General features: G+C 64.2%; 22 protein-coding genes. 20 read left to right on the top strand and 2 right to left on the bottom strand.

Features of this window, described 5'->3' with window-relative positions:
• Window positions 1–7: 7 nt before the first annotated feature.
• The 18 genes from ACO2Q9_RS09075 to hemP all read left to right on the top strand — a co-directional run bounded on the left by ACO2Q9_RS09075 (window position 8) and on the right by hemP (window position 19,466).
• Window positions 8–1,441 carry a di-heme oxidoredictase family protein gene (locus ACO2Q9_RS09075; protein WP_423310434.1) on the top strand — a complete coding sequence of 478 codons (1,434 nt, stop codon included), beginning with the start codon at window positions 8–10 and terminating at the stop codon, window positions 1,439–1,441.
• Window positions 1,441–2,517, top strand: coding sequence for an imelysin family protein (locus ACO2Q9_RS09070; protein ID WP_423310432.1), 1,077 nt, complete (start codon window positions 1,441–1,443; stop codon window positions 2,515–2,517). Before ACO2Q9_RS09075 ends, ACO2Q9_RS09070 begins: the two co-directional genes overlap by 1 nt.
• Window positions 2,518–2,519: 2 nt before the next feature.
• On the top strand, window positions 2,520–3,749 hold the full coding sequence (locus ACO2Q9_RS09065; protein ID WP_423310430.1) for a DUF1513 domain-containing protein: 1,230 nt from the start codon (window positions 2,520–2,522) through the stop codon (window positions 3,747–3,749).
• Window positions 3,750–3,872: 123 nt separating this feature from the next.
• Window positions 3,873–4,526, top strand: coding sequence for a PepSY-associated TM helix domain-containing protein (locus tag ACO2Q9_RS09060; RefSeq protein WP_423310428.1), 654 nt, complete (start codon window positions 3,873–3,875; stop codon window positions 4,524–4,526).
• Between the two features lie 51 nt (window positions 4,527–4,577).
• Window positions 4,578–5,096, top strand: coding sequence for a DUF2271 domain-containing protein (locus ACO2Q9_RS09055; protein WP_423310426.1), 519 nt, complete (start codon window positions 4,578–4,580; stop codon window positions 5,094–5,096).
• Window positions 5,097–5,124: 28 nt separating this feature from the next.
• A complete protein-coding gene (locus tag ACO2Q9_RS09050) occupies window positions 5,125–5,928 on the top strand; it encodes a DUF4198 domain-containing protein (protein ID WP_423310424.1) in 804 nt (267 codons plus the stop codon).
• Window positions 5,929–5,943: 15 nt separating this feature from the next.
• On the top strand, window positions 5,944–6,972 hold the full coding sequence (locus ACO2Q9_RS09045) for an FAD:protein FMN transferase (protein WP_423310422.1): 1,029 nt from the start codon (window positions 5,944–5,946) through the stop codon (window positions 6,970–6,972).
• Window positions 6,969–8,345, top strand: coding sequence for a sulfite reductase subunit alpha (locus tag ACO2Q9_RS09040; protein WP_423310420.1), 1,377 nt, complete (start codon window positions 6,969–6,971; stop codon window positions 8,343–8,345). The genes ACO2Q9_RS09045 and ACO2Q9_RS09040 overlap by 4 nt, the downstream gene beginning before the upstream one ends.
• A 21-nt stretch (window positions 8,346–8,366) precedes the next feature.
• Complete coding sequence (locus tag ACO2Q9_RS09035) at window positions 8,367–10,097, top strand: efflux RND transporter periplasmic adaptor subunit (RefSeq protein WP_423310418.1); 1,731 nt, start codon at window positions 8,367–8,369, stop codon at window positions 10,095–10,097.
• Between the two features lie 5 nt (window positions 10,098–10,102).
• Window positions 10,103–12,055, top strand: coding sequence for a MacB family efflux pump subunit (locus tag ACO2Q9_RS09030; RefSeq protein ID WP_423310416.1), 1,953 nt, complete (start codon window positions 10,103–10,105; stop codon window positions 12,053–12,055).
• Window positions 12,056–12,065: 10 nt separating this feature from the next.
• Window positions 12,066–13,502 carry an efflux transporter outer membrane subunit gene (locus ACO2Q9_RS09025; RefSeq protein ID WP_423310414.1) on the top strand — a complete coding sequence of 479 codons (1,437 nt, stop codon included), beginning with the start codon at window positions 12,066–12,068 and terminating at the stop codon, window positions 13,500–13,502.
• A 310-nt stretch (window positions 13,503–13,812) separates the two neighbouring features.
• Window positions 13,813–16,092, top strand: coding sequence for a catecholate siderophore receptor Fiu (locus ACO2Q9_RS09020; RefSeq protein WP_423310412.1), 2,280 nt, complete (start codon window positions 13,813–13,815; stop codon window positions 16,090–16,092).
• Window positions 16,093–16,175: 83 nt separating this feature from the next.
• Window positions 16,176–16,856 carry a Fe2+-dependent dioxygenase gene (locus ACO2Q9_RS09015; RefSeq protein WP_423310410.1) on the top strand — a complete coding sequence of 227 codons (681 nt, stop codon included), beginning with the start codon at window positions 16,176–16,178 and terminating at the stop codon, window positions 16,854–16,856.
• A 111-nt stretch (window positions 16,857–16,967) separates the two neighbouring features.
• On the top strand, window positions 16,968–17,213 hold the full coding sequence (locus ACO2Q9_RS09010) for a (2Fe-2S)-binding protein (RefSeq protein WP_423310409.1): 246 nt from the start codon (window positions 16,968–16,970) through the stop codon (window positions 17,211–17,213).
• An 80-nt stretch (window positions 17,214–17,293) separates the two neighbouring features.
• Window positions 17,294–17,989, top strand: coding sequence for an energy transducer TonB (locus ACO2Q9_RS09005; protein WP_423310408.1), 696 nt, complete (start codon window positions 17,294–17,296; stop codon window positions 17,987–17,989).
• A gap of 20 nt (window positions 17,990–18,009) precedes the next feature.
• Window positions 18,010–18,723, top strand: coding sequence for a MotA/TolQ/ExbB proton channel family protein (locus ACO2Q9_RS09000; protein ID WP_423310407.1), 714 nt, complete (start codon window positions 18,010–18,012; stop codon window positions 18,721–18,723).
• A gap of 4 nt (window positions 18,724–18,727) precedes the next feature.
• Complete coding sequence (locus ACO2Q9_RS08995) at window positions 18,728–19,138, top strand: ExbD/TolR family protein (RefSeq protein ID WP_423310405.1); 411 nt, start codon at window positions 18,728–18,730, stop codon at window positions 19,136–19,138.
• Between the two features lie 151 nt (window positions 19,139–19,289).
• The gene (gene hemP / locus ACO2Q9_RS08990; RefSeq protein WP_423311226.1) at window positions 19,290–19,466 is read left to right on the top strand and encodes a hemin uptake protein HemP; all 177 of its coding nucleotides are present in this window, start codon (window positions 19,290–19,292) and stop codon (window positions 19,464–19,466) included.
• A 161-nt stretch (window positions 19,467–19,627) separates the two neighbouring features.
• On the opposite strand, the gene ACO2Q9_RS08985 is transcribed toward hemP, so the two are convergent.
• A complete protein-coding gene (locus ACO2Q9_RS08985) occupies window positions 19,628–20,035 on the bottom strand; it encodes a GlcG/HbpS family heme-binding protein (protein ID WP_423311224.1) in 408 nt (135 codons plus the stop codon).
• 251 nt (window positions 20,036–20,286) lie between these two features.
• Between ACO2Q9_RS08985 and ACO2Q9_RS08980 the strand changes: the two genes are divergently transcribed.
• Window positions 20,287–20,982: a Bax inhibitor-1/YccA family protein gene (locus ACO2Q9_RS08980; RefSeq protein WP_423310403.1), complete on the top strand. Its 696-nt coding sequence runs from the start codon at window positions 20,287–20,289 to the stop codon at window positions 20,980–20,982.
• A gap of 77 nt (window positions 20,983–21,059) precedes the next feature.
• Here ACO2Q9_RS08980 and rlmD read toward each other — a convergent pair whose 3' ends face one another.
• Window positions 21,060–22,472: a 23S rRNA (uracil(1939)-C(5))-methyltransferase RlmD gene (gene rlmD / locus ACO2Q9_RS08975; protein WP_423310401.1), complete on the bottom strand. Its 1,413-nt coding sequence runs from the start codon at window positions 22,470–22,472 to the stop codon at window positions 21,060–21,062.
• A 43-nt stretch (window positions 22,473–22,515) separates the two neighbouring features.
• Here rlmD and ACO2Q9_RS08970 point away from each other — a divergent pair, with 43 nt between their 5' ends.
• Entirely contained in the window at window positions 22,516–22,944 is a 429-nt protein-coding gene (locus ACO2Q9_RS08970; protein ID WP_423310399.1) for a VOC family protein, read from the top strand.
• The last annotated feature ends 23 nt before the right edge of the window (window positions 22,945–22,967 follow it).

Here is a 22,967-nt window from a genome sequence, read left to right as displayed (position 1 = left end):
GCGACGCATGCTGCAGATCAGAACCCTTGCGCTGGCGGCAACGCTGGGCGCGCTGGCGGCCGGGGCAGCCTGGTTCGCCAGCGCCGCCAACGCGACCGGCGCACCCGACGATGAAAAGACAGGCGGCGAAACGACCGTCTACGCCACCGGTCGCAACGCCTTCTCCTTCCCCGCCGCGAACCTGCCGGACGACGAGCGCACGCGCTTCGTCATCGGGAATTCCTTCTTCAAGCGCAACTGGGTGCAGGCGCCCGCCTCCACCAAGGCGCGCGATGGCCTGGGCCCGCATTTCATCGCGCGTTCGTGCGGCGGCTGCCATGTGCAGGACGGCCGCGGAGAACCGCCGGACTTCAAGAGCGGCCTGTCGGACCAGCCCGTCGGGCTGCTGCTGCGCCTGTCGATACCCGGCACAGACCCGCATGGGGGACCGAACCCCCATCCGGTCTACGGCGACCAGTTCGCCAACTTCGCGGTGCAGAACGTCAAGCCCGAAGGTGGCATCACCATCAGGTACGAGCAGGTCCGCGGCCGCTTTGCCGACGGCACGCCGTACACGCTGCACAAGCCGACCTACGGCTTCACCAATCTGGCGTACGGCCCGATGCCGGCGAACATCATGGTCAGCCCGCGCCTTGCACCGCAGGTGATCGGCGTCGGCCTTCTCGAGGCCATTCCCGACGAGGAAATCCTGCGCAACGCGCGCGACCAGGCGGCTTCCGGCGGACCGATCCGCGGCATCGTCAACCGCGTGTGGGATGCACCTTCCGGCGAGATGCGCATCGGTCGCTTTGGCTGGAAGGCCAACGTGGCGACCCTCGCACACCAGACTGCCTCCGCGTTCTCCGGGGACATCGGCATCACCTCCCGCCTGTTCCCCAACGAGAGCTGTACGCCCACGCAGAAGGATTGCCTGGCCGCGCCGCGCGGCGCCAAGGGCAAGGCGCCCGAGATCGACGACAAGACGCTGGACGAAGTGATCTTCTATCAGGCAACGGTCGCGCCGCCCGCACGTCGCAACAAGAACGACGTCACGGTCCTGCAGGGCCAGAAGCTTTTCGCGCAGGCGCAATGCGCCACCTGTCATCGCCCGAGTTACGTCACCAAGGAAGGCCCGTTCCCGCGCCTCACGAGCAAGGCGCTGAACGGACAGACCATCTTCCCGTACACCGACATGCTGGTGCACGACATGGGCCCGGAACTCGCCGACGGCCGGCCGGACTTCCTGGCGAACGGGCAGCAGTGGCGCACGCCGCCGCTGTGGGGCGTCGGCCTCATCAAGGATGTCAATGGCCATACGCGGCTGCTGCATGACGGTCGCGCCAATGGTGTACTGGAAGCAGTGCTGTGGCACGGTGGCGAGGCCGCGGCCAGTCGTGAGGCGGTGCTCGGCTTCACTGCCGCCGAACGCGCCGCGCTGGTCAGATTCGTGGAGTCACTGTGATGAAACTTCGTCGGACCCTGTGCGCTGCTTTCGTGGCCGTCTCGGCGCTGCCGCACGCGTTCGCGCAGAACGTGGCGGCCAACGTCGCACTGCCCTTCTACGGTCCGCCCGCATTCATGCAGGGCGTGCACAAGCAGTGGTATGGGCCGCGCTCAGCCGAATTTTCTGCGCATGCGCAGGCGTTGACCCAAGGCATCAAGGCTGTCTGCCAGGCGGCGCCGGGCAGCGAATCGACGGCATTGGCACAGGCACGCGAGACTTGGAAGGACACGACGCTCGCGTGGGAAAAACTCGTGGCCGTCGCCATTGGCCCGCTGATCGAGCGCCGCTCGCTGCGCCAGATCGACTTCATGCCGACGCGTCCGGAGCTCATCGAGCGCGCCATCCGCACTGCGCCGGCCGATGCAAGAGCGATGGAGCGCATCGGCACACCCGCCAAGGGCCTGCCGGCGCTCGAGTGGCTGCTGTGGACGAAGCCCATCACACCCGCCTCGCCGGCGTGCAGGTACGCGCAGATGGTCGTGGCCGAGGTGCAGACGGAAGCGCAGGCCCTCGCTTCCGGCTTCGCCGCGCTGGCGGCGCGCGACTGGTCTGAAGACGAAGAGGCGGCTGTCGCGCCGATGAGCGAGTTCGTCAATCAATGGGTCGGTGGTCTCGAGCGATTGCGCTGGGCCAATATGGAAAAGCCGCTGCGGGCGGCAACGACGCAAGGCGGTACGCGCAAGCCGCCCGCCTACAACCGCACGGCCAGCGGGTTGACTGCGCAGGCCTGGGCGGCCGAATGGGAAGGTGTCAGCGCGCTGGCGGCCTTCCGTGCGGGCAACGTGCCGCAACCGGGACAGGACCTCGTGCCGATCGAGACCTATCTGCGCGGACGCGGCCTCAACCCGCTGGCCAGCAAGCTGGCCGATACCGTGCGCCAGACCGACGCAGCCATGAAGGGCCTGACGACCGCGCAGAACGACCGCGTGCTCGGCGCAGGCCGTGCGCTGTCCGCCGTGAAACGCCTCGCCGAGGCAGAGGTCGCACCCGCACTCGAAGTCAACATCGGCTTCTCGGACGCCGACGGGGATTGAACATGAAATCCAGCAAGGGCCCCCAGGGTACGAGACGCGAATGGCTGCGTAGCGCGGCGCAGTACGCTTCGCTGCCGCTCGCGGCGAAGGTGGGGGCGCTTGCGGCCTTTCTGCCTGGCACGCAAGCGTTGGCCGCTGCACAGGCTCGCAGCGCCAGGCCCCTCAGGATCGCCGCTGCATGGGAGAACGGGAGCGGCTATCAGGTTGGCGTTCTGGACGCTGGCGCTGCTGGCTCAACCCGCGCTGCAACCAGCGAACTCGGGATCGCGGCCGCCCTGGACGTGCCGACGCGGGCACACGGCGTGCTCATGGAAAAAGGCGGCACGCTGCTCGCCGTGGCGCGACGCCCGGGCGACTGGCTGCTTCGCTGGAGCGTCGATGGACAACCCATGCAGTGGGCGTGGATCGAACCCGACCGTGCGTTCAACGGCCACGTCATCGCCAGCGCCGATGGCAAGCATCTCTACACCACCGAGTCGAACCTTGAAACCGGCCAGGGGCTGATTGGCGTGCGCGATGCGCGCTCCATGGAGAAGCTGGCTGAATGGCCCACCCACGGCATGGATCCGCATGAACTGCTGCTCGATCAGGACGGCAGCCTGATCGTCGCGAACGGTGGCGTTCCTGCACTGCCGGAAACGGGCCGTCTCAAGATCAACCTGGAGCGCATGGATGCCTCCGTCGTCCGGCTCGATGCACGCCACGGGCCGCAGTCGGGTTCGATCATGGGTCAATGGCGCTTGCCGGACCCGCGCCTGAGCCTGCGACACATCGCCTGGGGACAAGACCCCGCAAGCGGCACACGATTGCTGGGCATCGCACTGCAAGCCGAACATGCGGACGCCGCGTCAAAGCAGGTCGCGCCGGTGCTGGCTGTCTTCGATGGCAAACATCTGAAAGCCGTTCACGCGCCCCAGCCTCTCGGCGGCTATGGCGGCGACATCGCGTTCGCAGACGGCTGCTTCGCCGTGAGCTGCCCGCGCGCGAACGGGGTCGCCTGGTTCAGGGCGTCTGCCGGCGCGCATCCCCCTGCTGGCCATGAAGACTGGCTGGCCTTGTCGAAACTGCCCGAGGCCTGCGCCCTTCTCTCCCAGGACGGCCACGGTCGCGTCTGGGCTGCAGGCAGGAGCGAAGCGCTGGCCATGGCCCCGCAACCGGCGCAAGGACCGCGCGTGCTGACCTCGCCCGGAACCGTGACGGTGCGCGTGGACAACCACTGGATCCAGCTTTGAGGCGTTGACGGAATGCCCTTTCGTAAATCTTGTGTAAACACGACTAATTCTCATTAGCAACGATTACAATTCGACGCTTTCTCCCCTATCTTTCCCGGCGCGCGACGCGCCCGGTACTTCTGGATGCAGGCTAAACAGGACAACCGGCGCCGTGCCTACTGGCTCAAGACGCTTCACGAATGGCATTGGATCAGCGCGGCCCTGTGCCTGCTCGGGATGATCCTTTTCTCCGTCACCGGCATCACGCTCAACCATGCCTCGCAGATCGAGGCCAAGCCTGCCATCACCAGCAAGAATGCGTCGCTGCCCAAGCCCATGGCCGATGCACTGCGCGCGCAGGCTGAAGCCGCTGGAAAATCGGACAACAAGGATGCGAAGACGGCCCCGCTTCCCGCTCCGCTGCAGGAATGGTTCAAACGCGAATGGTCGGTGGACACGGGCGGCCGGGAAGCCGAGTGGTCGGATGAAGAGGTCTATGTCTCCCTGCCCCGTCCCGGCGGCGACGCCTGGCTGCGCATCAACGTGCAGGACGGCGAGGCCGAATACGAACTGACCGACCGCGGCTGGATCTCCTATTTCAACGACCTGCACAAGGGCCGCCACACGGGTGCCGCCTGGAGCTGGTTCATCGACATCTTCGCCGTGGCCGCGCTGCTGTTCTCCATCACGGGCCTGTTCATCCTGAAGATGCACGCCGGCAACCGTCCCCTCACCTGGCCTGTGGTCGGCCTGGGCGTGATCGCGCCCTTCCTGCTGGCCATCCTGTTCATCCACTGAGCCCGGTCATCGAATTCAAACCATCGTCATCCGTCAAAGAAAGAGGTCGTCATGCAAGTCCGCTACTCCATGGTGCTCGGCGCCATGATCAGCGCCCCGGCGTTCGCCGCAGGCCTGGGCGTCAACGTTGAAATCCCGCGCCTGAACGCCGCCGAGTACCACCGCCCCTACGTGGCCGTGTGGATCGAGAAGGCCGACCAGACGGTCCCCGCCACGCTGACGGTCTGGTATGACCTGCGCACGCGCGGCGCAGAAGGCGCAGGCACCAAGTGGCTCAAGGACATGCGCCAGTGGTGGCGTCGCACCGGCCGCGACCTCGAGATGCCGGTGGACGGCGTGAGCAGTGCCACGCGCCCCGTGGGCAAGCATCAGCTCAACTTCACCGAAGGCACGAACCCGCTGCCCAAGCTGCCGGCTGGCCAGTACAAGCTGGTGGTCGAAGCTTCGCGCGAAGTCGGTGGCCGTGAACTGATCACGATCCCGTTCACATGGCCGCCGCAGAAGGCGGAACAACTGCAGGCCCAGGGCACCAGCGAGCTGGGCGCCATCGTCCTGGACATCAAGCCCTGATCCCCACCTTTTCACACTGGAGACCCTCATGAAACTCACCGCACGACTTGCCGCCTGCGCACTCGCCCTGGCCGGTGCTGCCACGGCCCATGCCCACAACGTCTGGCTGATGCCCTCCAGCACGGTGCTGTCCAAGGCCGAATGGATCACGGTGGACGCCGCCGTGTCCAACGACCTGTTCTTCTTCAACCACGTGCCGCTGCGCCTGGACGGCCTGGTCGTCACCGGCCCGGACGGCGCTGAAGTCAAGCCCGAAAACCTGCACACCGGCAAGCTGCGCAGCGTGTTCGACCTGAACCTCACCAAGCCCGGCACGTACCGCCTGGCCGTGATCAACGGCGGCCTGTTCGCCAACTACAAGGACAAGGCCACCGGCCAGCCCAAGCGCTGGCGCGGCACCGCCGAGAACTTCGCCAAGGAAGTGCCGGCCGATGCCCAGGAGCTGCGTGTCACGCAATCCGCAGGCCGCGTGGAAACCTTCGTGACCGTCGGCAAGCCCACCCCGATCAAGCCCAGCGCCCAAGGCCTCGAACTGATCCCCGTGACGCAGCCCGCCGACCTGGTGAAGGGCGAGAAAGCCACCTTCGCCTTCCACATCGACGGCAAGCCCGCTGCCGATCTGGAAGTCGTGCTCGTGCACGGCGGCACACGCTACCGCGACAGCGTCGGCGAGATCAAGACCAAGACCGATGCCAAGGGCGAATTCACGGTGACCTGGCCGACCGCCGGCATGTACTGGATCGACGCCGACGCGAAGGACGACAAGACCTCGCTGCCGCAAGCCAAGGAACGCCGCCTGTCTTACGTGGGCACGGTCGAGGTCCTGCCCTGAGTCTTGTCTGGCTGCATGCGACCGAATTTCGGCTCCTGGCTGACGCAGGGCTACGCCAACACGGCGTCGCCCCGCAAGGCCGACCCGTCGACGCTGCACGAGGTGAGTGGCCGGACCATGGGAACCACCTGGTCCGTGCGCTTCGCCAACGCCTCCATGCTGCCGCTGGACGACGTGCGCGCTGCCGCGCAGGCCGCACTGGACGAAGTGGTCGGCCAGATGAGTCACTGGGAGCCGGATTCGGACATCACGCGCTTCAACCGATCGCCTGCAGGTACGTGGCACGCACTGCCTGCTGAATTCTTTCGCGTGCTGCAATGCGCGCTGCTCTGGGCCGACCGCTCGGGTGGCGCCTGTGATCCGACTGTCGGGGCGCTCGTCAACCTCTGGGGCTTCGGGCCACGGGCAGATGGGGCGAACGCGGTCACACCTCCTTCGCGGCAGGCAATCAATGATGTCCTCGCCAGCTCGGGCTGGCACCGCCTCGAACTCGACACGCAAGCCCAGCGCGTCCTGCAACCCGGCGGCATCGTGCTCGACTTCTCCGGCATCGCCAAAGGTTTCGCGGTGGATCACGTCGCGAGCGCCCTTCGCGCCTTGCAGATCGAAAGCTGTCTCGTCGAAGTGGGCGGCGAATTGTTCGGCAAGGGACACAGGCCCGACGGCCTGGCGTGGCGCGTTTCCGTTTCGCAGCCCGGCGAACCGCACCGGCGCATGTACACCGTCGCGCTCGATGGTCTCGCCATCGCCACCTCGGGTGACGCATGGCATTTCTTTGAACATGAGGGCCAGCGCTATTCGCACACGATCGATCCGCGCAGCGGCCAGCCCGTCGCGGCGTCACTCGCGAGCGTCACGGTGCTGCATGCCGACTGCATGAACGCCGACGCGCTCGCCACGGCGCTCACCGTCATGGGGCCGGACGCCGGCCTCACTTTTGCGGAGGAACTGAATCTCGCAGCGCTGTTCATCGAACGCGCCGCAGGCGGTGAACTCTCGCCACGCATGAGCGCTGCTTTCGCGGGGCACATCCAACAACAATGAACTGGTCCGCAGACCCTGTGCGCCTCTGGAGCGCAGCGGCGATCGTTGCCGTTTACCTCGTCATGTGCGTCGTCATCTGGCTCGGCGTGCGCCGTCAGCAACTGCACGACCGGGCGGAGGCCGCGAAGCTCGTGCCCGCACGCGATGGCGCTGCGCCGATCCTCGTCGTCTTCGCCACGCAGACCGGCTATGCCGAAGAACTCGCCTGGCATACCGGCAAACTCCTGCACACGGCGGGCGAGCCTGTGCAGGTGCTGCCGATGCGCAGCGTCGACACAGCAACGCTTGCGAATGCGCAACGCGCGCTTTTCATCGTGAGCACGTACGGGGAAGGCGACCCGCCCGACATGGCCGCGCCGTTCGTGAATCGCGTGATGCAGGCGGACCCGGACCTTCCCCACCTGCAGTACGCCGTGCTCGCGCTCGGCGATGAAAGCTACGTCAACTACTGCGGTTTCGGTCGCATGCTCGATGCGTGGCTGGCCGGGCGGGGTGCGAAGACGCTGTTCGAACGCGTCGAAGTGAACAGCGCCGACGCCCATGCCATCACGCGTTGGCATCATCAGCTGAGTCACATCGCGAACCTGGACGACATGCCGGTGTGGCAGGCGCCCGACTGGCAGCACTGGACGCTCCAGGCGCGCGAGCAGATCAACACCGGCAGTTCGGGCCGCCCGGTGTTCCACATTGAACTGCAAGCGCCTGCGGGCGAAGCTGCCGATTGGGAGTCGGGCGACCTCGTGCAGGTGAGCGCACCTGCCGAACCGGACCATCCGCGCGAATACTCCATCGGATCGGTCGCCGCCGACGGACGCGTGCACTTGCTGGTTCGCCAGGAACTGCGCGAGGATGGCACCTTGGGCGTGGCATCCGGCTGGCTCACGCACGGCCTTGCGCTCGCCGGCGAACTGAAGATGCGCCTGCGCCCGCACAGGAATTTCAGGCTCGAGGACAACATCGGGAAGCCGTTGATCCTCATCGGCAACGGCACGGGTCTCGCGGGCCTGCGCAGCCATCTGAAGGCGCGGGCAGCTGCCGGACAGAAAGACAACTGGCTGGTGTTTGGAGAACGCAACGCCGCCCACGACTACCTTTACCGCGCGGACATAGAAAGCTGGCGGCAGCAAGGTATTCTTGCGGACGTCGACATGGTGTTCTCGCGTGACCAGCCGGAAAAGGTCTATGTGCAGGACCGCCTGCTTGCAAAGGCAGACGAAGTCCGGCAATGGCTGGCGCGTGGGGCCGCCGTGTACGTCTGTGGAAGTCTGGAGGGGATGGCAGGTGGCGTGGACGCCGCACTGAGAACCATTGCCACGGACGACATCATGGACGCAATGGCGGCGGAGGGCCGCTATCGACGAGACGTTTACTGATGACGCAATCGATCGGCCTCTATGAGCAAAAATTCAGCTTCCCCGGCGCCGCGACGCCGCAAGTTTTTCCGTGCGGCAGGCATCATCCTCGGCATTGCCGTCCTGGCAGCCGGCGGGTGGGGCGCATGGCTCAAGTGGGGTGCCCCGCCCAAGGCTGAGGAATACATCTTCGCCACCATTCAGCGTGGCGATATCGAAGACCTGGTCAGTGCCACCGGCTCGCTGCAGCCGCGCGACTATGTGGACGTCGGCGCCCAGGTGTCCGGCCAGCTCAAGAAAATACATGTCGAGGTCGGCTCCGAAGTGCATGAGGGCGATCTGCTCGCCGAGATCGATGCCGAACAATCGGCCGCCCGCGTCGATGCCAGCCGCGCGCAACTGCGCTCTTACCAGGCACAGCTGATCGAACGCGAGACCAACCTGGCCAAGGCCGAGCGCGACTACCAGCGCCAGCGCAACCTGATGGCCGAGGAAGCAACCACGGCCGAACTGGTGCAGAACGCCGAGACGACGCTGCGCACCAGTCGCGCGCAGATCAATTCGCTCAAGGCGCAGATGGAGCAACTGCAAGCCAGCATGCGCGTCGAGGAAGCCAACCTCAAATACACGCGCATCTATGCGCCGATGTCCGGCACCGTGGTGAGCATCACCGCGCGCCAAGGCCAGACGCTGAACACCAACCAGTCCGCGCCGACGCTGCTGCGTATCGCCGACCTGTCGCTGATGACGGTGCAGACGCAGGTGTCGGAGGCCGACGTGAGCCGCCTGCGCCCGGGCATGCAGGCCTACTTCACCACGCTGGGCAGCCAGGGCCGCCGCTGGTACGGCCGCCTCAACAAGATCGAACCCACGCCGACAGTCACGAACAACGTGGTGCTCTACAACGCCGTCTTCGAAGTGCCAAACCCGGGCAACCTGATGACGCAGATGACCGCGCAGGTGTTCTTCGTCGTCGCCGAAGCGCGTGACGTGCTGGTCGCGCCGATGTCCTCGCTGACCATCGCGCGCAGCGCCCCGGGACAACGTCCCGCAGGACAGGGTGGTCCCGGCGGCCAGGCCGGTGCTGGTGGCGCTGCGCCAGGCGCTCCTTCATCGTCCGCCGCCGCACCCTCGTCGCCCTCCGCTCCCGTTGCGGATGCGCCCAAGGGTGACGCCCCCAAGCGCCGTGACACCGCGGCGGGCGGCGATGTCCCGAGGAATGCACAACGTCCCGCGGGCAGCGAGCAACAACGCGCTGCCGGCGATCGCCCGCAAGGCGGCAATCAACCCGGTGCAGGCGGACCGCGCTTCGACCGTGAAGCCTGGTCGCAGATGTCCGAAGAAGAGCGCCAGCGCATGCGCGCAGAACGCATGGCCGCGCGCGCCGCTGCGGAGGCCAATGGCAGCGCACAGATGCCAAAGGATTCGCCCAAGGCCGGTCCCGGTGCGGCACGCCAGCGCATGGCCGGTTCCGGTGCACCGCAAGCGACGCGCCCGCCCCGCAAGGCTACCGTGCGCGTCGAGACGGCTGAAGGCGTCATCGAGACCCGCGAAGTGATGGTCGGCGTAAGCAACCGCGTGCATGCACAGATCCTCTCCGGCCTCAAGGAAGGCGACCGCGTCATCGCCGGCGTGAAGGTGCCCGAGTCGCAAGCCAAGCGCGCCGGCAGCAACCAGCAAGGCGGCCAGCAGGGTCCCGGCGGCGCGGGCCCGGGCGGCATGAACCCGATGGGCGGCGGCGTGCCTGGCACTGGCGGCGCACAGCGCAGGTGAGCACGATGCAGACATCTGCCGGTCAGGGCATGCCGCTGATCGATCTCTCCGGCGTCACCAAGACGTATCGCAACGGGGAGCTGGCGACGCGTGTGCTGCACGGCGTCGACCTGAAGATCTATCCCGGCGAGCTCGTGGCCATCATGGGTGCGTCGGGCTCCGGCAAGTCCACGCTGATGAACATCCTGGGCTGCCTGGACAAGCCGACCACAGGCACTTACCGCTTCATGGGTCGCGACGTCTCGTCGCTGGACCGCGACGAACTCGCAGAGCTGCGGCGCGACGCGTTCGGCTTCGTGTTCCAGAGCTACAACCTCATCGCCACCGGCACGGCGGCAGACAACGTGGAAGTGCCGGCCGTGTACGCGGGCGTGCCGCCGAAGGACCGCCACGCCCGCGCGCAGGAACTGCTCGCGCGGCTCGGGCTGGAAGAACGCGGCCATCACCGGCCCAACCAGTTGTCCGGCGGTCAGCAGCAGCGTGTGTCGATCGCCCGTGCGCTGATGAATGGCGGCCGCGTCATCCTGGCCGACGAGCCCACCGGCGCATTGGACAGCAAGAGCGGCGCCGATGTGATGGCCCTGCTGAAGGAGCTCTCCGCACAAGGCCACACCGTCATCCTGATCACGCACGCGTCGGAAGTCGCGGCGCACGCGCACCGCGTCATCGAGATCAAGGACGGCAACATCACGTCCGACCCCGGCCCATCCGCGCCCGACAACGCGGCGCAGGCGCTGGCGTGGACGCCGCGCGCAGGCAAACATTCAACCATCGGTGAAATCGTGGAAGCGACCAAGACCGCCTTCCGAGCGCTCAAGGCCAACGTGTTCCGTGCCATCCTCACGCTGCTGGGCATCGTGATCGGCGTGGCATCCGTCATCGCCATGCTGGCCATCGGCGATGGCGCGAAGCAGCTGGTCATCGACCGCATCAGCGCGATGGGCTCGAACCTGCTGCTCGTACGGCCCGGCGCGCCGAACCAGCGCGGCTTCGTCACCACGCTCGTGCAGGCCGACGTGACGGCCATCAACGCCGAAGTTCCGAACGTGCTGGCTGCCATTCCCGAGCAGACCAGCAGCGTGACATTGCGCTACGGCGGCATCGACTACGCCAGCAGCGTGACGGGCACGTCCAGCCGCTTTCCCATCGCGCGCAAGTGGCCGGTGGCGCGCGGCACCTTCTTCAGCGAAGACGACGACACCAACTACGCAACCGTCGCCGTGCTCGGCGAAACGGCGGCGAAGGCCTTGTTCCCCGATGGCGATGAGCCGATCGGCAAGTACATCCTGGTCAACAACCTGATCTTCCAGGTGGTGGGCATCCTCTCGCCCAAGGGGGCGTCGCCTACCGGCTCCGACCAGGACGACGTGGTCATGGTGCCGTATGCGACGAGCCAGTTGCGCCTGTCGGGTCAGCGCTACCTGCGCAACGTGACGATTGCCGTGGACAAGGTGAGCCGCATCGACGAGACACAGAGCGCGGTGGAATCATTGCTGGCCGAGCGCCATGGCGTGGTGGATTTCCAGATCCGCAACATGGCGTCGATCATCGACACGGCCACCGAAACGCAGGACACGATGACCATCCTGCTCGGTTCCATCGCGGCCATCTCGCTGCTGGTCGGCGGCATCGGCGTGATGAACATCATGCTGGTGAGCGTGACCGAACGGACGCGCGAGATCGGCATCCGCATGGCCACAGGTGCGCGAACGCGGAACATCATGCAGCAGTTCCTGATCGAGGCGCTGGTGGTTTCTGCCATCGGTGGCGTGCTCGGCGTCGCATTCGGCCTGGGCACGGCGGCGGTGATCGAAGCCTTCGGCACGCCCGTGCAGTACTCCCTCATGCCCGTGGTGCTGGCTTTTGGCTGTGCGTTTGCCACGGGCCTGATTTTTGGCTACCTGCCTGCCCAGAAGGCAGCACGGCTCGACCCGGTGGTCGCGCTGGCGTCCGAATGAACGGTCTGCGATGAAAACGACCAACCGCAACACTTCTGCTCCTTTGCTCATGACGCGCCTGCAGTCGTCATTACTGGCCGCATCCTTCGTCGTCCTGCTTGCAGGTTGCGCAGTCCAGGAACCTGCGACCAGGCCAGACGTGGCGATGCCGGCCACCTGGTCTGAAGTCGCGCCGGGCGGTGCTTCCGTTTCGGCCCAATGGTGGAACGGATTCAACTCGCAGCAACTGGTCACCCTGCTGAACGAGGCCTTCGCCGCCAACCCCGACGTACGCATCTCCGCCGAGCGCGTGCGGCAGGCCGAGATTGCGTTGGGCGTTGCCGGCGTCTCCCTGCTGCCCAACGTGGGTGCGAGTGTGGGCACATCGACCAACCGCAGCGACAGCCCGAACGCCGACCCCAGCACCCGACGCAGCTCGAGTGCGTCGCTGTCGGTGAGCTATGAAGTGGATCTCTGGGGCCGTATTGCTTCCGGCGTGCAAGGCGCACAGGCCTCGCTTTCTGCATCGCGCTATGACCTCGAAACCGTACGACTGACCCTGGCAGCGAGCGTCGCCAACACCTGGTTCCAGCAGTTGGCAACGCAGGCACGCCTGCAGATCGCGCGCGAGAACCTGGCCATCGCCGAGCGCGTGCTGCGCGTGGTGCAGGCGCGATTCCGCAACGGTGTCGCCACGCCGCTGGAGGTGTCGCAACAGACAACGACCGTGCTGTCACAGCGCACCGCCTTGCTGCCGCTTGAAGTCCAGGCGCGCCAACTCGGTTCCGCACTCGCCCTGCTTCGCGGTCAGATTCCACAGAATGCGTTGGCGCCGACCGAAAGACTTGAGCAGTTGACCATTCCGCAGGTATCGCCCGGCCTGCCGTCGTCGTTGCTGACGAGACGGCCAGACCTCGCCTCTGCCGAAGCACAGTTGGCTGCGGCTGACGCCAACGTCGCTGTCGCGCGTGCGGCATTGCTGCCGAGCATTTCGCTGTCAGCTTCGGGCGGCGTCAGCAGCGCGGCATTGCTGAACCTGTCCAATCCGTCATCCACGCTGTCGCTGGGCCTGTCACTCGCGCAGAACATCTTCGACAACGGACGCCAGCGTCTGCAGATCGAAAGCACGCGGTCGCAGCGCGTCGTGCTCGTCGAAACCTATGGCCGCTCCGTGCGCACGGCGCTCAAGGAAGTCGAAGACGGGCTGGGCAATGCCGACCGCAATGCCCGCCAGGAAGTGGCCCAGCAGGAAATCGTCCAGCAAGCCCAGCGCGCGCTGCGTCTGGCCGAATTGCGCTACCGCGAAGGCGTCGGCGACCTGCTCGCCGTGCTCGACGCGCAGCGCACACTGTTCTCGGCGCAGGACCAGCTGGTGCAACTGCGCCTGGCCCGACTGACATCCGCGGTGGATCTGTACAAGGCGCTGGGTGGCGGGTGGAGTCTGGCCGGCGCAACCGCCGCCCCATAGGGGGTCGATAGCGGGCCGATATCAGCGTTGGCCAACCGTTGGCAACGGTTGCGGCAATCACCAAGGGAGCTTCCGGCTCCCTTTTTTTTCGATCCAACCGTGGCAGAACCACCACAAAGAATGATGCGCGCCGCTACAACCACTGACACAAGTTGACATAAATTAATGCGAATCACTATCATTGCGGTTTGATTGTCGTGCTCGACAACCACTCCTAGCCAGCATCGAGACAGCTGCACGGCCCCAAGCCACGCAACCGGTCTTTCCCGCAAGCCATGGAACACAAATTCTTTACCCGTTTGGAGCTTTCATGGCCTACATCAAGAGTCGTAAACACGCCGTCGCGCGCACGCTGCCTCCGCATGCGCTGACCACCGCAGCCACCGCCACGCTGATGGCAATTGCCGCCCCGGCACTGGCACAAACCAGCGGTGGCACGCTGGGCGAGGTGAAGGTGGAAGCGACGACGGACATCTACAAGGCCGACACATCTGCCTCCCCCAAATTCACCCAACCCCTGGTAGACACGCCACAAACCGTCCAGATCATCAAGAAGGAAATCCTTCAAGAACAAGGTGCTGGCACGCTCATGGAAGCTCTGAGGAACACTCCAGGCATCACCATGCAACTGGGTGAAAACGGCAACTCCTCGCAAGGCGACGCCTTCCAGATGCGCGGCTTTTCTACTCAGACGTCCACTTTCCTCGACGGCATCCGTGACCTCGGCGCGATCACCCGCGACACGTTCAACCTTGAGCAGATCGAAGTTGTCAAAGGTCCAGCGGGCGCCGACATCGGCCGCGGCGGCGCATCCGGCTACATCAACCAGATCACCAAGCTTCCTTCACTTGAAAACGGATTCTCCGGCACGGTAGGCCTGGGCACCGCCAGCAAGCTCCGTACGACAGCGGACTTCAACCGCAAGCTGGGTGAAACCAGCGCGATCCGCCTGAACGTCATGGCCCAGGACTCCGGCGTCGACGGTCGCGACTACGTGGAGAACAAAGGTTATGGCATTGCTCCCTCCATCGCCTTCGGCCTCAACACTCCGACGCGCCTGTACCTCTACAGCTATCACGTGCGCAATGACAATGTGCCGGATGGCGGCATCCCCACCATCGGCATGCCAGGTTTCTACAACGCCACGGGCGTGATCAACTCCGGTGCTCGCGTTCGGCGCGACAATTTCTATGGCAGCGTGAATGACTACGAAAAGTCTGAAGCGGACATGTTCACCGCCAAAATAGAGCACGACCTCGGCGCTGGCACGACCATTACCAACGTTTCTCGCTATGGCAAGACCAAGTGGGACCGTGTAACGACCGGTGTGAACACCGGCGGCGCAGGTATTGTTGCGGTCGACCCAGCAGATCCGTCGACATGGACCGTCAACCGCAATCGCCAACGCACCGATCAGGTCAACGAGATATTGGCCAACCAAACCAACCTTCGTTCCGATTTTGACCTCGGCGGCATCAAGCACTCGCTGTCCGCTGGCGTTGAATTTCTGTACGAGCGTCAGAAGGCTTTGAGTTTCAGCGCCACGGGTATTTCCAACCCCGCAGCCAACCTTTACAACCCCAACCCGAATGACAATCTCGGTATCCCTTACGGCACCGGCGCATACTCCGACGGCAGCACGACTACAGCTGCCCTCTACGCATTCGACACCCTGAAGTTCAACGAGCAGTGGTTGCTCAACGGTGGCCTGCGCTTCGAACACTACAACACCAAACTCAATGGCGCCACTGTTGTGACCGCCGGCAACGCCGCGCAGTACCCGGGCGTTGCGGTCGGCGCACTCGGCGCGGACAACCGCAGCGATTCCGACAATCTGATCTCCTGGAAGATCGGTACGGTCTACAAGCCGGCGAGCAACGGCAGCATCTACGCTGCCTATGCCACCTCGTATACGCCTCCGGGCAGCGGTAATTTCGTTCTGAGTTCAAGTACAACAAGCGCCGACAGCCCGGCCTTGGACCCCCAGAAGACCACCAACCTAGAGCTCGGGACCAAGTGGGAGCTGCTGGACAAGAAACTGACACTGAACGGCGCCATCTTCCGCACGGAAAACGACAAACAAGTCACCTATGACTCGCTCTCGGCCACCTACTTCCAGACCGGCAAGACGCGCGTGCAGGGCATCGAACTGTCTGTCGTCGGCGAAATCGCCCGCGGCTGGCAAGTCATGGCTGGCATCGCAAAGATGCAGACCAGACAACTGAACCAGATTTCGAACACTGGCGTCGTTACAGATGCCGTACGCTGGTCTCCCGATCTGACCGCGACACTGTGGACAACTTACGCCGTTGGCGGCTGGACATTCGGCGGTGGCGCCCGTCACGTGTCCGAGCAGAAGCGCGTTATCACGGCTGGCGCAGCACTCGCGACGCAGCCCATGCCGTCCATCCCCTCGTACTGGGTGGCAGATGCAATGGCTTCGTACGCCGTCAACAGGAATCTGACGATTCGCTTCAACGTGAACAACATCTTTGATGAGGAATACATCCAGACCCTCAATAACGGGGGGACACGCATGACGCTTGGCGCACCCCGCTCCGCCTTCCTGTCGGCAACCTACGCGTTCTGATGGATCAATGACCGGCCTCAAGTGCCGGCCAGAACAGCCCCTCTACCATAGAGGGGCTTTTTCATTCAGGAAGGATCGCATCCATGATGCTGCACGTCCCTCAAGTTCTCTCTCCAGAACAGGTGCGCCACATCCGCGAGGTACTCGACGCAACGGATTGGGTCGATGGCCGCCATACTGTCGGCGATCAGGGAGCCTTGGTCAAACGCAACCGTCAGTTGCCAGAGCATTCGCCGGTCGGCGCGCGACTGGGTGAAATCATTCTTGCAGCCCTCAAAAGCAACCCTTTGTTTTTCTCGGCAGCATTGCCTCACCGTTACATGCCTCCGCTGTTCAACTGCTACGAGGGCGGGGAGCACTACGGACTCCATGTCGACGGCTCCATCCGTGGCGTACCCGGCAGCGCCCAATCCCTGCGCACCGATGTGTCATGCACGCTGTTCCTCACCGAGCCAGAAGACTACGAGGGTGGCGAGCTGGTCGCGGTCGACACCTACGGCACACATGAAGTGAAGCTACCCGCAGGCGATCTCATTCTTTATCCCTCGACCAGCCTGCATCGAGTGGAGCCGGTAACGCAAGGCGCTCGCATCTGCTCATTCTTCTGGGTCCAGAGCATGATTCGCGAAGCGTGGAAGCGTTCGATGCTGTTCGAGCTGGACCAGCACATCCAGAGGCTACGTGCAAAATCCGGTGATTCAGATGAGGCCGTCGGCTTCACCGCCCACTACCACAACCTCATCCGGCTCTGGGCTGAGATTTGAGATGGCACGCCAGGCTGATTGACCCGCCAGACAACAATGCATTGCAAATGCGATGTATTCGCATTTATAATCAGCAGCATCATCCACAGCTAGCCAAAAGCCACTGCCGTCATGATCGTCTGCGTTTGTCACCGCGTTTCCGACCGTGAGATAGCTCGTCACGCGCGTGCTGGCCTGGGTTTCGACGACATCCAGCTTGAGTTGGGTGTTGCCACGCAATGCGGACGATGCGAGGGCTGTGCGCGCGACGTCGTGGCGCAATGCAATGCGTCGCATCCGGTTGCCGCCATTCAGCTCGCCACATCCATCACGGAAAGCAGGGCATGGAATTCATCGCAACCCTTGGCGGTAGCCTGATACTGGTCGTACTCTCGGCCTGGTGGATTTTCCGCAAGCAATAGCCCGTCATTGTCGCGGGCCGATACCGCCCGTCACTTATGTCCTCGTTCAGCAGTCCCCCCGCCCCCGTGATCAGCCGCAATGCCGCCATCGCCGGCGGCGTGGTCGCCTTCCACGTGGCGGCGCTCTGGGCCATCCAGTCCGGCCTGCTGCAGCGTGCGGTCGAGATCATCGTGCCCGTGGCGATCATGAGCGAGTTCATCGAGCCGCCTCGTCCGAAGGTGGAGCCCCCGCCACCACCCGTGCCTCCGAAGCCCGTGAAGCGCACCGTTGCCAAGGCCCCCGCACTTCCGCCACCGCCGATGCCCGTGGCCATTGCGGACCCGACGCCCGCGCCGAACGCGCCCATGGGTTCGCTGGAGCCGCAGCCGCCGGCCCCGCCGATCGCCGCTCCCGTTGTGGTCGCAGCCGCGCCAGCACCCGCGCCCGCCGCCCCCCCGGCGCCGCCGCGCATCGAACTGCCCAGTACGAATGCAGACTATCTGCAGAACCCCAAGCCCGCTTACCCCTACATGAGCAAGCGGATGGGTGAGCAAGGCAAATCGATCATCAACGTGCTGATCGGCATCGACGGTCTCCCCAAGGAAGCCAAGATCAAACAATCGAGTGGTTTCGACCGGTTGGACCAGGCCGCGCTGGAAACCGTCATGCGTTGGCGCTACGTACCCGGCAAGCGGGCTGGCGTTGCTGTTCCCATGGCATTCGACGTACCCATCAACTGGGTCCTGAACTAATTCTGTCTCTGGAGTTTTCAATGGAATCGCAATTCGGTCTCGCCCACGTCTGGAATCAGGGCGACATGGTCACGCGTGGCGTGGCAATCCTCCTTCTCGTCATGTCGCTGGCGTCGTGGATGGTCATCATCATCAAGACGATCGACCTGATGAAGTACAAGAAGCAGACCAAGGCTGCCAGCGACTTCTGGCACAGCGAGGATTTCGCCGCTGGTCTCGACAAGCTGGGCAACGATCCGTCCAACCCGTTCCGCCAGTTGGCCCTCGAAGGCCGCGAAGCCACGGCCCACCATCGCAACACCAAGGCGCATCTGCATGACGCGCTGGATGTGAGCGACTGGGTCACGCGCACGCTGCGCAACACCATCGACGAGTTCACTTCGCGTGCGCAATCGGGCCTGGCAATCCTGGCTTCCGTGGGCTCCACGTCACCTTTCGTCGGTCTTTTCGGCACCGTCTGGGGCATCTACCACGCACTGATCAGCATTGGTGCCAGCGGCCAGGCCACCATCGACAAGGTAGCAGGCCCCGTGGGCGAAGCGCTGATCATGACGGCACTCGGCCTGGCGGTCGCCATTCCAGCCGTGCTGGGCTACAACGCACTCGTGCGCGGCAACAAGGGCGTCCTCAGCAAGCTCAACAGCTTTGCCCACGACCTGCACGCCTATTTCGTGACGGGTGCCCGCGTGGGCAGCAGCGCTGCCGCCACCGTGCGCCCCATCAAGAAGGGTTGAGATCATGGCCTTCGGAACACAGGACGATGCAGACGAGGTGATGAACGAGATCAACATGACGCCACTGGTGGACGTCATGCTGGTGCTGCTCATCATCTTCATCATCACCGTGCCGGTGATGAAGCACTCGGTCAACGTCGATCTGCCGCGTGCAACCAACCAGCCACAGGACACCAAGCCGGAAACCGTCCGCCTGTCGGTGGATGCCGACGGCCACTACTTCTGGAACGAAGCCCGTATCGAAGACGCGCAACTCGAACCCCTGCTGCGTGAAGGCGCCGGAAAGGAACCGCAGCCTGAACTGCACATCCGTGGCGACAAGGCCGTGCGCTATGAGCGCGTGGCCGAGGCCATGGCGGCGGCGCAGCGGGCCGGTCTGCGCAAGATCGGCTTCATCACCGAACCCAAGACCTGAGCGACACAAATTAATACGCAGATATCTGCGTAAGCCGCTTGACTTTTAAATGCGAACAATTATCATTTAGATATTGATTACACAGAAGGTGAATGACATGTACGCATCGACGCCCTCTTCCTCCGTTGCAGCACTGACCGAAGCGATGGGCATGCCCGGCCTCACCAGTCAGGAAGGGATGCTGCGTTCGGGCGGCGACGGCGTCGCAGGCACCACGCTGGACAGCAGCGAGCTCCTGCGCGGCAACAAGGCCGTCACCATCCAGCACAACGGATCCGTCTATCGACTGCAGTCCACCAAGCTGGGCAAGCTCATCCTGACCAAATAAGTTTCATCGTGGGGCGACTCAGCAGACTTTTTCAAGTCTCCAAGGGTCGTTTTTGCTAGCCAACGGGTTCGCCCGTCCAGCCAAGCTTTTTTTCCGCGCCCAACAAAAAGCCGACCCTCGGGTCGGCTTTTTCTTTGAGCAGGTCAACTTGCCGTGACAACTCAAAGGCCGATGGCGGCAATGCCGGCTTTGGCAATCTGGGCATCTTCATTCGACTTCACGCCACTGACGCCCACAGCGCCCAGGCACTGACCATCCTTCACGATCGGCACGCCGCCTTCGAGCATGCCCGACAGCGCAGGCGCGCTCAGGAAGGAAACCCGACCGCCGTTGATCATGTCCTCATAACCCTTGCTTTCTCGACGGCCCAGCGCAGATGTACGCGCCTTCGCGGGCGCAATTTCCGCAGAAATCGCGGCCACGCCGTCCAGCCGCTGCAGCCACAGCAGATGGCCTCCGTCGTCGACGATGGCGATCGTGACGGCCCAATTGTTCTTGACCGCTTCGGCCTCGGCGGCGGCCGCAATGGCCTTGACGTCGGACAGTTCGAGGAAGGACTTGGTTTTCATGACAGGTGAAGTGATTGAGACAAACAAAGAATGAAAATGGATGGCTGCAAGCATAACGGTAACAACAGGCAAATGATGCGCTGCAATACGCACCGCCCGCGTAAAACTGCCGTGACCTCAGTACCCTTACGAAAAATAGGAAGCCGCCTCACGGGTATTTCGGCTTTCCTCTTGAATCACCCTAGAATGCGCCCAAATGCACCTTGTGTGCACGCTACTGCACGTTGCAGCACCTTGAAGGAGCAACCGACATGAATGATCAAGTGAATACTTTCAACCAGACCGCCGGTTACGGCTACGGCGTCGAGCAGCGCAACCGCGTTTTGCGCAACACGTACTGGCTGCTCGCCCTGAGCCTGATCCCCACCGTGCTCGGCGCGTGGATCGGCGTTGCCACCGGCATCACCACGGCCCTGTCGGGCGGCGTGGGCCTGGTGGTGTTCCTGGTGGGCGCCTTCGGCTTCATGTTCGCCATCGAAAAAACCAAGAACTCTGCCGCCGGCGTGCCGGTGCTGCTGGGCTTCACGTTCTTCATGGGCCTGATGCTCTCGCGCCTGATCGCCATGGTGCTGGGCTTCAGCAATGGTTCGCAACTCGTCATGACGGCCTTCGGCGGCACTGCTGCCGTGTTCTTCGCCATGGCAAGCCTGGCCACCGTGATCAAGCGCGACCTGTCGGGCATGGGCAAGTTCCTGTTCGTCGGCGTGATCGTGCTCTTCGTGGGCAGCATCATCAACGTGTTCGTCGGCTCGTCCGCCGGCATGATCGCCATCTCGGTCGCGGCCATCGGCATCTTCAGCGCCTACATGCTGTATGACGTGAAGCGCATCATCGACGGCGGCGAAACCAACTACATCAGCGCCACGCTGGCCCTGTATCTGGACATCTACAACGTGTTCCAGAGCCTGCTGGCCCTGCTCGGCATCTTCGGTGGCGAACGCGACTGAGCGACCTCGCGCTGACCCAGGAACGGGGCCTTCGGGCCCCGTTTTTCATGCGCCGTCAAAAACCTGAAGTGCGGCCTTCAGGCCAGATCGAAAACCGCGATGGACTCCACGTGCGCCGTGTGCGGGAACATGTTCACCACCCCCGCTGCCGTGCACCGGTAGCCGGCCTGATGAACCAGCAAGCCCGCGTCGCGGGCCAACGTCGCAGGATTGCAGCTCACATAGACGATGCGCTTTGGTGGCACCCATCCGTTGCGCAGCTCGGGTTGCAGATGCAGGTCTGCCAACGCCTTCGACAAGGCAAATGCCCCTTCGCGTGGCGGGTCGATGAGCCACCGGTCTGCGACGCCGTCGGCTGTCAGCAGTTCGGGGGTCATCTCGAACAGGTTACGGGCCACGAAGTTCGTGGGCGCCAGCGGCGGCAAGCCCTGCCTTGCCCTGCGTTCCCCGTTCCCACGCAGGTTCTCGCGTGAACGCGCGACCAGCGTCTCGCTGCCTTCGATACCCAACACCTCGCTGGCCTGTGTCGCCAGGGGCAATGTGAAATTGCCGAGCCCGCAGAACCAGTCGATCACGCGTTCCCCCGGCTGCACGGCCAGCAGTCGCAACGCACGCGCCACGAGCACGCGATTGATGTGCGGATTGACCTGGGTGAAGTCGGTCGGTTTGAATGGCATCACGATGCCGAAGTCCGGCAGGCTGTAAGACAGTTGCGCGGCCTCGTCCATCAGACGCACGGTGTCAGGCCCCTTGGGTTGCAGCCACCATTGAACACCGACATCGGCGTGCGCCGCAGCAAAGGCACGCAGGCGGTCCTTGTCGGCGTCGCTGAGCGGCTCCAGATGGCGCAGCACGAGCGCGACAACGCCCTCGCCGCATGCCACTTCGATCTGCGGACAGGTTTCCCGCGCGTCCATGCTGCCGATGAGCTCGCGCAGCGGCACCAGCATGGCATTGACGGCAGGCGGCAGGATCGGGCAGACCTTCATGTCAGCCACGTAGCGGCTCTTGCGCTCGTGGAAACCGACAAGTACCGCGCCCTTCTTGTGCACATAGCGTACAGAGAGACGCGCCCGGTCGCGATAGCCCCAGGCCGGACCTTCGATGGGACGAAGAATCGTCTCGGCCTTCACTTTGCCGAGGTGCCACAGGTTGTCCTCGAGCACACGCTGCTTGATGGCCACCTGCGAGTTCACGTGCAGATGCTGCATCTTGCAGCCGCCACAGGCGCCCGCATGCAGGCCGAAATTCGGACAGCCGGGCCGCACACGTTGCGACGATTCACGGTGGATGGCCGTGAGGTTGGCCTGCTCCCAGTTGTTCTTCTTCCGGATGGTGGTCGCGCTCACCAGCTCGGTCGGCAATGCACCGTCGATGAACACCACCTTGCCGTCGGGCTTGCGGGCAACACCTTGCGCCTCGATGTCCAATGCATCGACGTGGAGCCAGCCTTCGGGGAGCGTGGGGGTTTCTTCTTTGATTCCTGTCATATCCCGGATTGTCTCAGGCTAGGATGGGGCGCAAGGAGATCGCATGGACGCACCCACGGAAATTCGAATCTGCATCGACGTCGACTCGCTGGAGCGCGGCATCGCGTTCTACACGCAGGCGCTCGGCCTGCGGCTCGCACGTCGGCTGGGCAATGACTGGGCGGAGTTGCTGGGGGCGAGCAGCCCGATCGACCTGCTGGCCAATGCCTCGGGCACCGCGCCCCTGGGTGAATCACATGCGCAGCGCCGCAGCTATGCGCGCCACTGGACACCCGTGCATCTGGACTTCACGGTCACCGACATCGATGCAGCCGTTGCCCGCGCCGTTGCGGCGGGCGCGGTTCTGGAACATGCGGTCGAAGACCGGAAGTGGGGCCGCATTGCCGGCTTCGCCGATCCATTCGGCCACGGCTTCGATCTGCTCGAGTTCAAGGGTCGTGGCTACGACGAGATATTGAATCCGTCGCCATGACGGCCAGAGCGCCCCGAGCGGCC

The sequence above is a fragment of the Variovorax sp. VNK109 genome, assembly GCF_049445855.1.
Classification (GTDB): Bacteria; Pseudomonadota; Gammaproteobacteria; order Burkholderiales; family Burkholderiaceae_C; genus JAGOCV01.
This window is presented reverse-complemented; position numbering and strand designations above follow the sequence as displayed.

Excerpts from the sequence above, each read along its gene's own strand:
- ACO2Q9_RS09075 (WP_423310434.1), top strand. The coding sequence starts at position 8 with ATGCTGCAGATCAGAACCCTTGCGCTGGCGGCAACGCTGGGCGCGCTG.
- ACO2Q9_RS09070 (WP_423310432.1), top strand. The coding sequence starts at position 1,441 with ATGAAACTTCGTCGGACCCTGTGCGCTGCTTTCGTGGCCGTCTCGGCG.
- ACO2Q9_RS09065 (WP_423310430.1), top strand. The coding sequence starts at position 2,520 with ATGAAATCCAGCAAGGGCCCCCAGGGTACGAGACGCGAATGGCTGCGT.
- ACO2Q9_RS09060 (WP_423310428.1), top strand. The coding sequence starts at position 3,873 with ATGCAGGCTAAACAGGACAACCGGCGCCGTGCCTACTGGCTCAAGACG.
- ACO2Q9_RS09055 (WP_423310426.1), top strand. The coding sequence starts at position 4,578 with ATGCAAGTCCGCTACTCCATGGTGCTCGGCGCCATGATCAGCGCCCCG.
- ACO2Q9_RS09050 (WP_423310424.1), top strand. The coding sequence starts at position 5,125 with ATGAAACTCACCGCACGACTTGCCGCCTGCGCACTCGCCCTGGCCGGT.
- ACO2Q9_RS09045 (WP_423310422.1), top strand. The coding sequence starts at position 5,944 with ATGCGACCGAATTTCGGCTCCTGGCTGACGCAGGGCTACGCCAACACG.
- ACO2Q9_RS09040 (WP_423310420.1), top strand. The coding sequence starts at position 6,969 with ATGAACTGGTCCGCAGACCCTGTGCGCCTCTGGAGCGCAGCGGCGATC.
- ACO2Q9_RS09035 (WP_423310418.1), top strand. The coding sequence starts at position 8,367 with ATGAGCAAAAATTCAGCTTCCCCGGCGCCGCGACGCCGCAAGTTTTTC.
- ACO2Q9_RS09030 (WP_423310416.1), top strand. The coding sequence starts at position 10,103 with ATGCAGACATCTGCCGGTCAGGGCATGCCGCTGATCGATCTCTCCGGC.
- ACO2Q9_RS09025 (WP_423310414.1), top strand. The coding sequence starts at position 12,066 with ATGAAAACGACCAACCGCAACACTTCTGCTCCTTTGCTCATGACGCGC.
- ACO2Q9_RS09020 (WP_423310412.1), top strand. The coding sequence starts at position 13,813 with ATGGCCTACATCAAGAGTCGTAAACACGCCGTCGCGCGCACGCTGCCT.
- ACO2Q9_RS09015 (WP_423310410.1), top strand. The coding sequence starts at position 16,176 with ATGATGCTGCACGTCCCTCAAGTTCTCTCTCCAGAACAGGTGCGCCAC.
- ACO2Q9_RS09010 (WP_423310409.1), top strand. The coding sequence starts at position 16,968 with ATGATCGTCTGCGTTTGTCACCGCGTTTCCGACCGTGAGATAGCTCGT.
- ACO2Q9_RS09005 (WP_423310408.1), top strand. The coding sequence starts at position 17,294 with ATGTCCTCGTTCAGCAGTCCCCCCGCCCCCGTGATCAGCCGCAATGCC.
- ACO2Q9_RS09000 (WP_423310407.1), top strand. The coding sequence starts at position 18,010 with ATGGAATCGCAATTCGGTCTCGCCCACGTCTGGAATCAGGGCGACATG.
- ACO2Q9_RS08995 (WP_423310405.1), top strand. The coding sequence starts at position 18,728 with ATGGCCTTCGGAACACAGGACGATGCAGACGAGGTGATGAACGAGATC.
- hemP (WP_423311226.1), top strand. The coding sequence starts at position 19,290 with ATGCCCGGCCTCACCAGTCAGGAAGGGATGCTGCGTTCGGGCGGCGAC.
- ACO2Q9_RS08985 (WP_423311224.1), bottom strand. The coding sequence starts at position 20,035 with ATGAAAACCAAGTCCTTCCTCGAACTGTCCGACGTCAAGGCCATTGCG.
- ACO2Q9_RS08980 (WP_423310403.1), top strand. The coding sequence starts at position 20,287 with ATGAATGATCAAGTGAATACTTTCAACCAGACCGCCGGTTACGGCTAC.
- rlmD (WP_423310401.1), bottom strand. The coding sequence starts at position 22,472 with ATGACAGGAATCAAAGAAGAAACCCCCACGCTCCCCGAAGGCTGGCTC.
- ACO2Q9_RS08970 (WP_423310399.1), top strand. The coding sequence starts at position 22,516 with ATGGACGCACCCACGGAAATTCGAATCTGCATCGACGTCGACTCGCTG.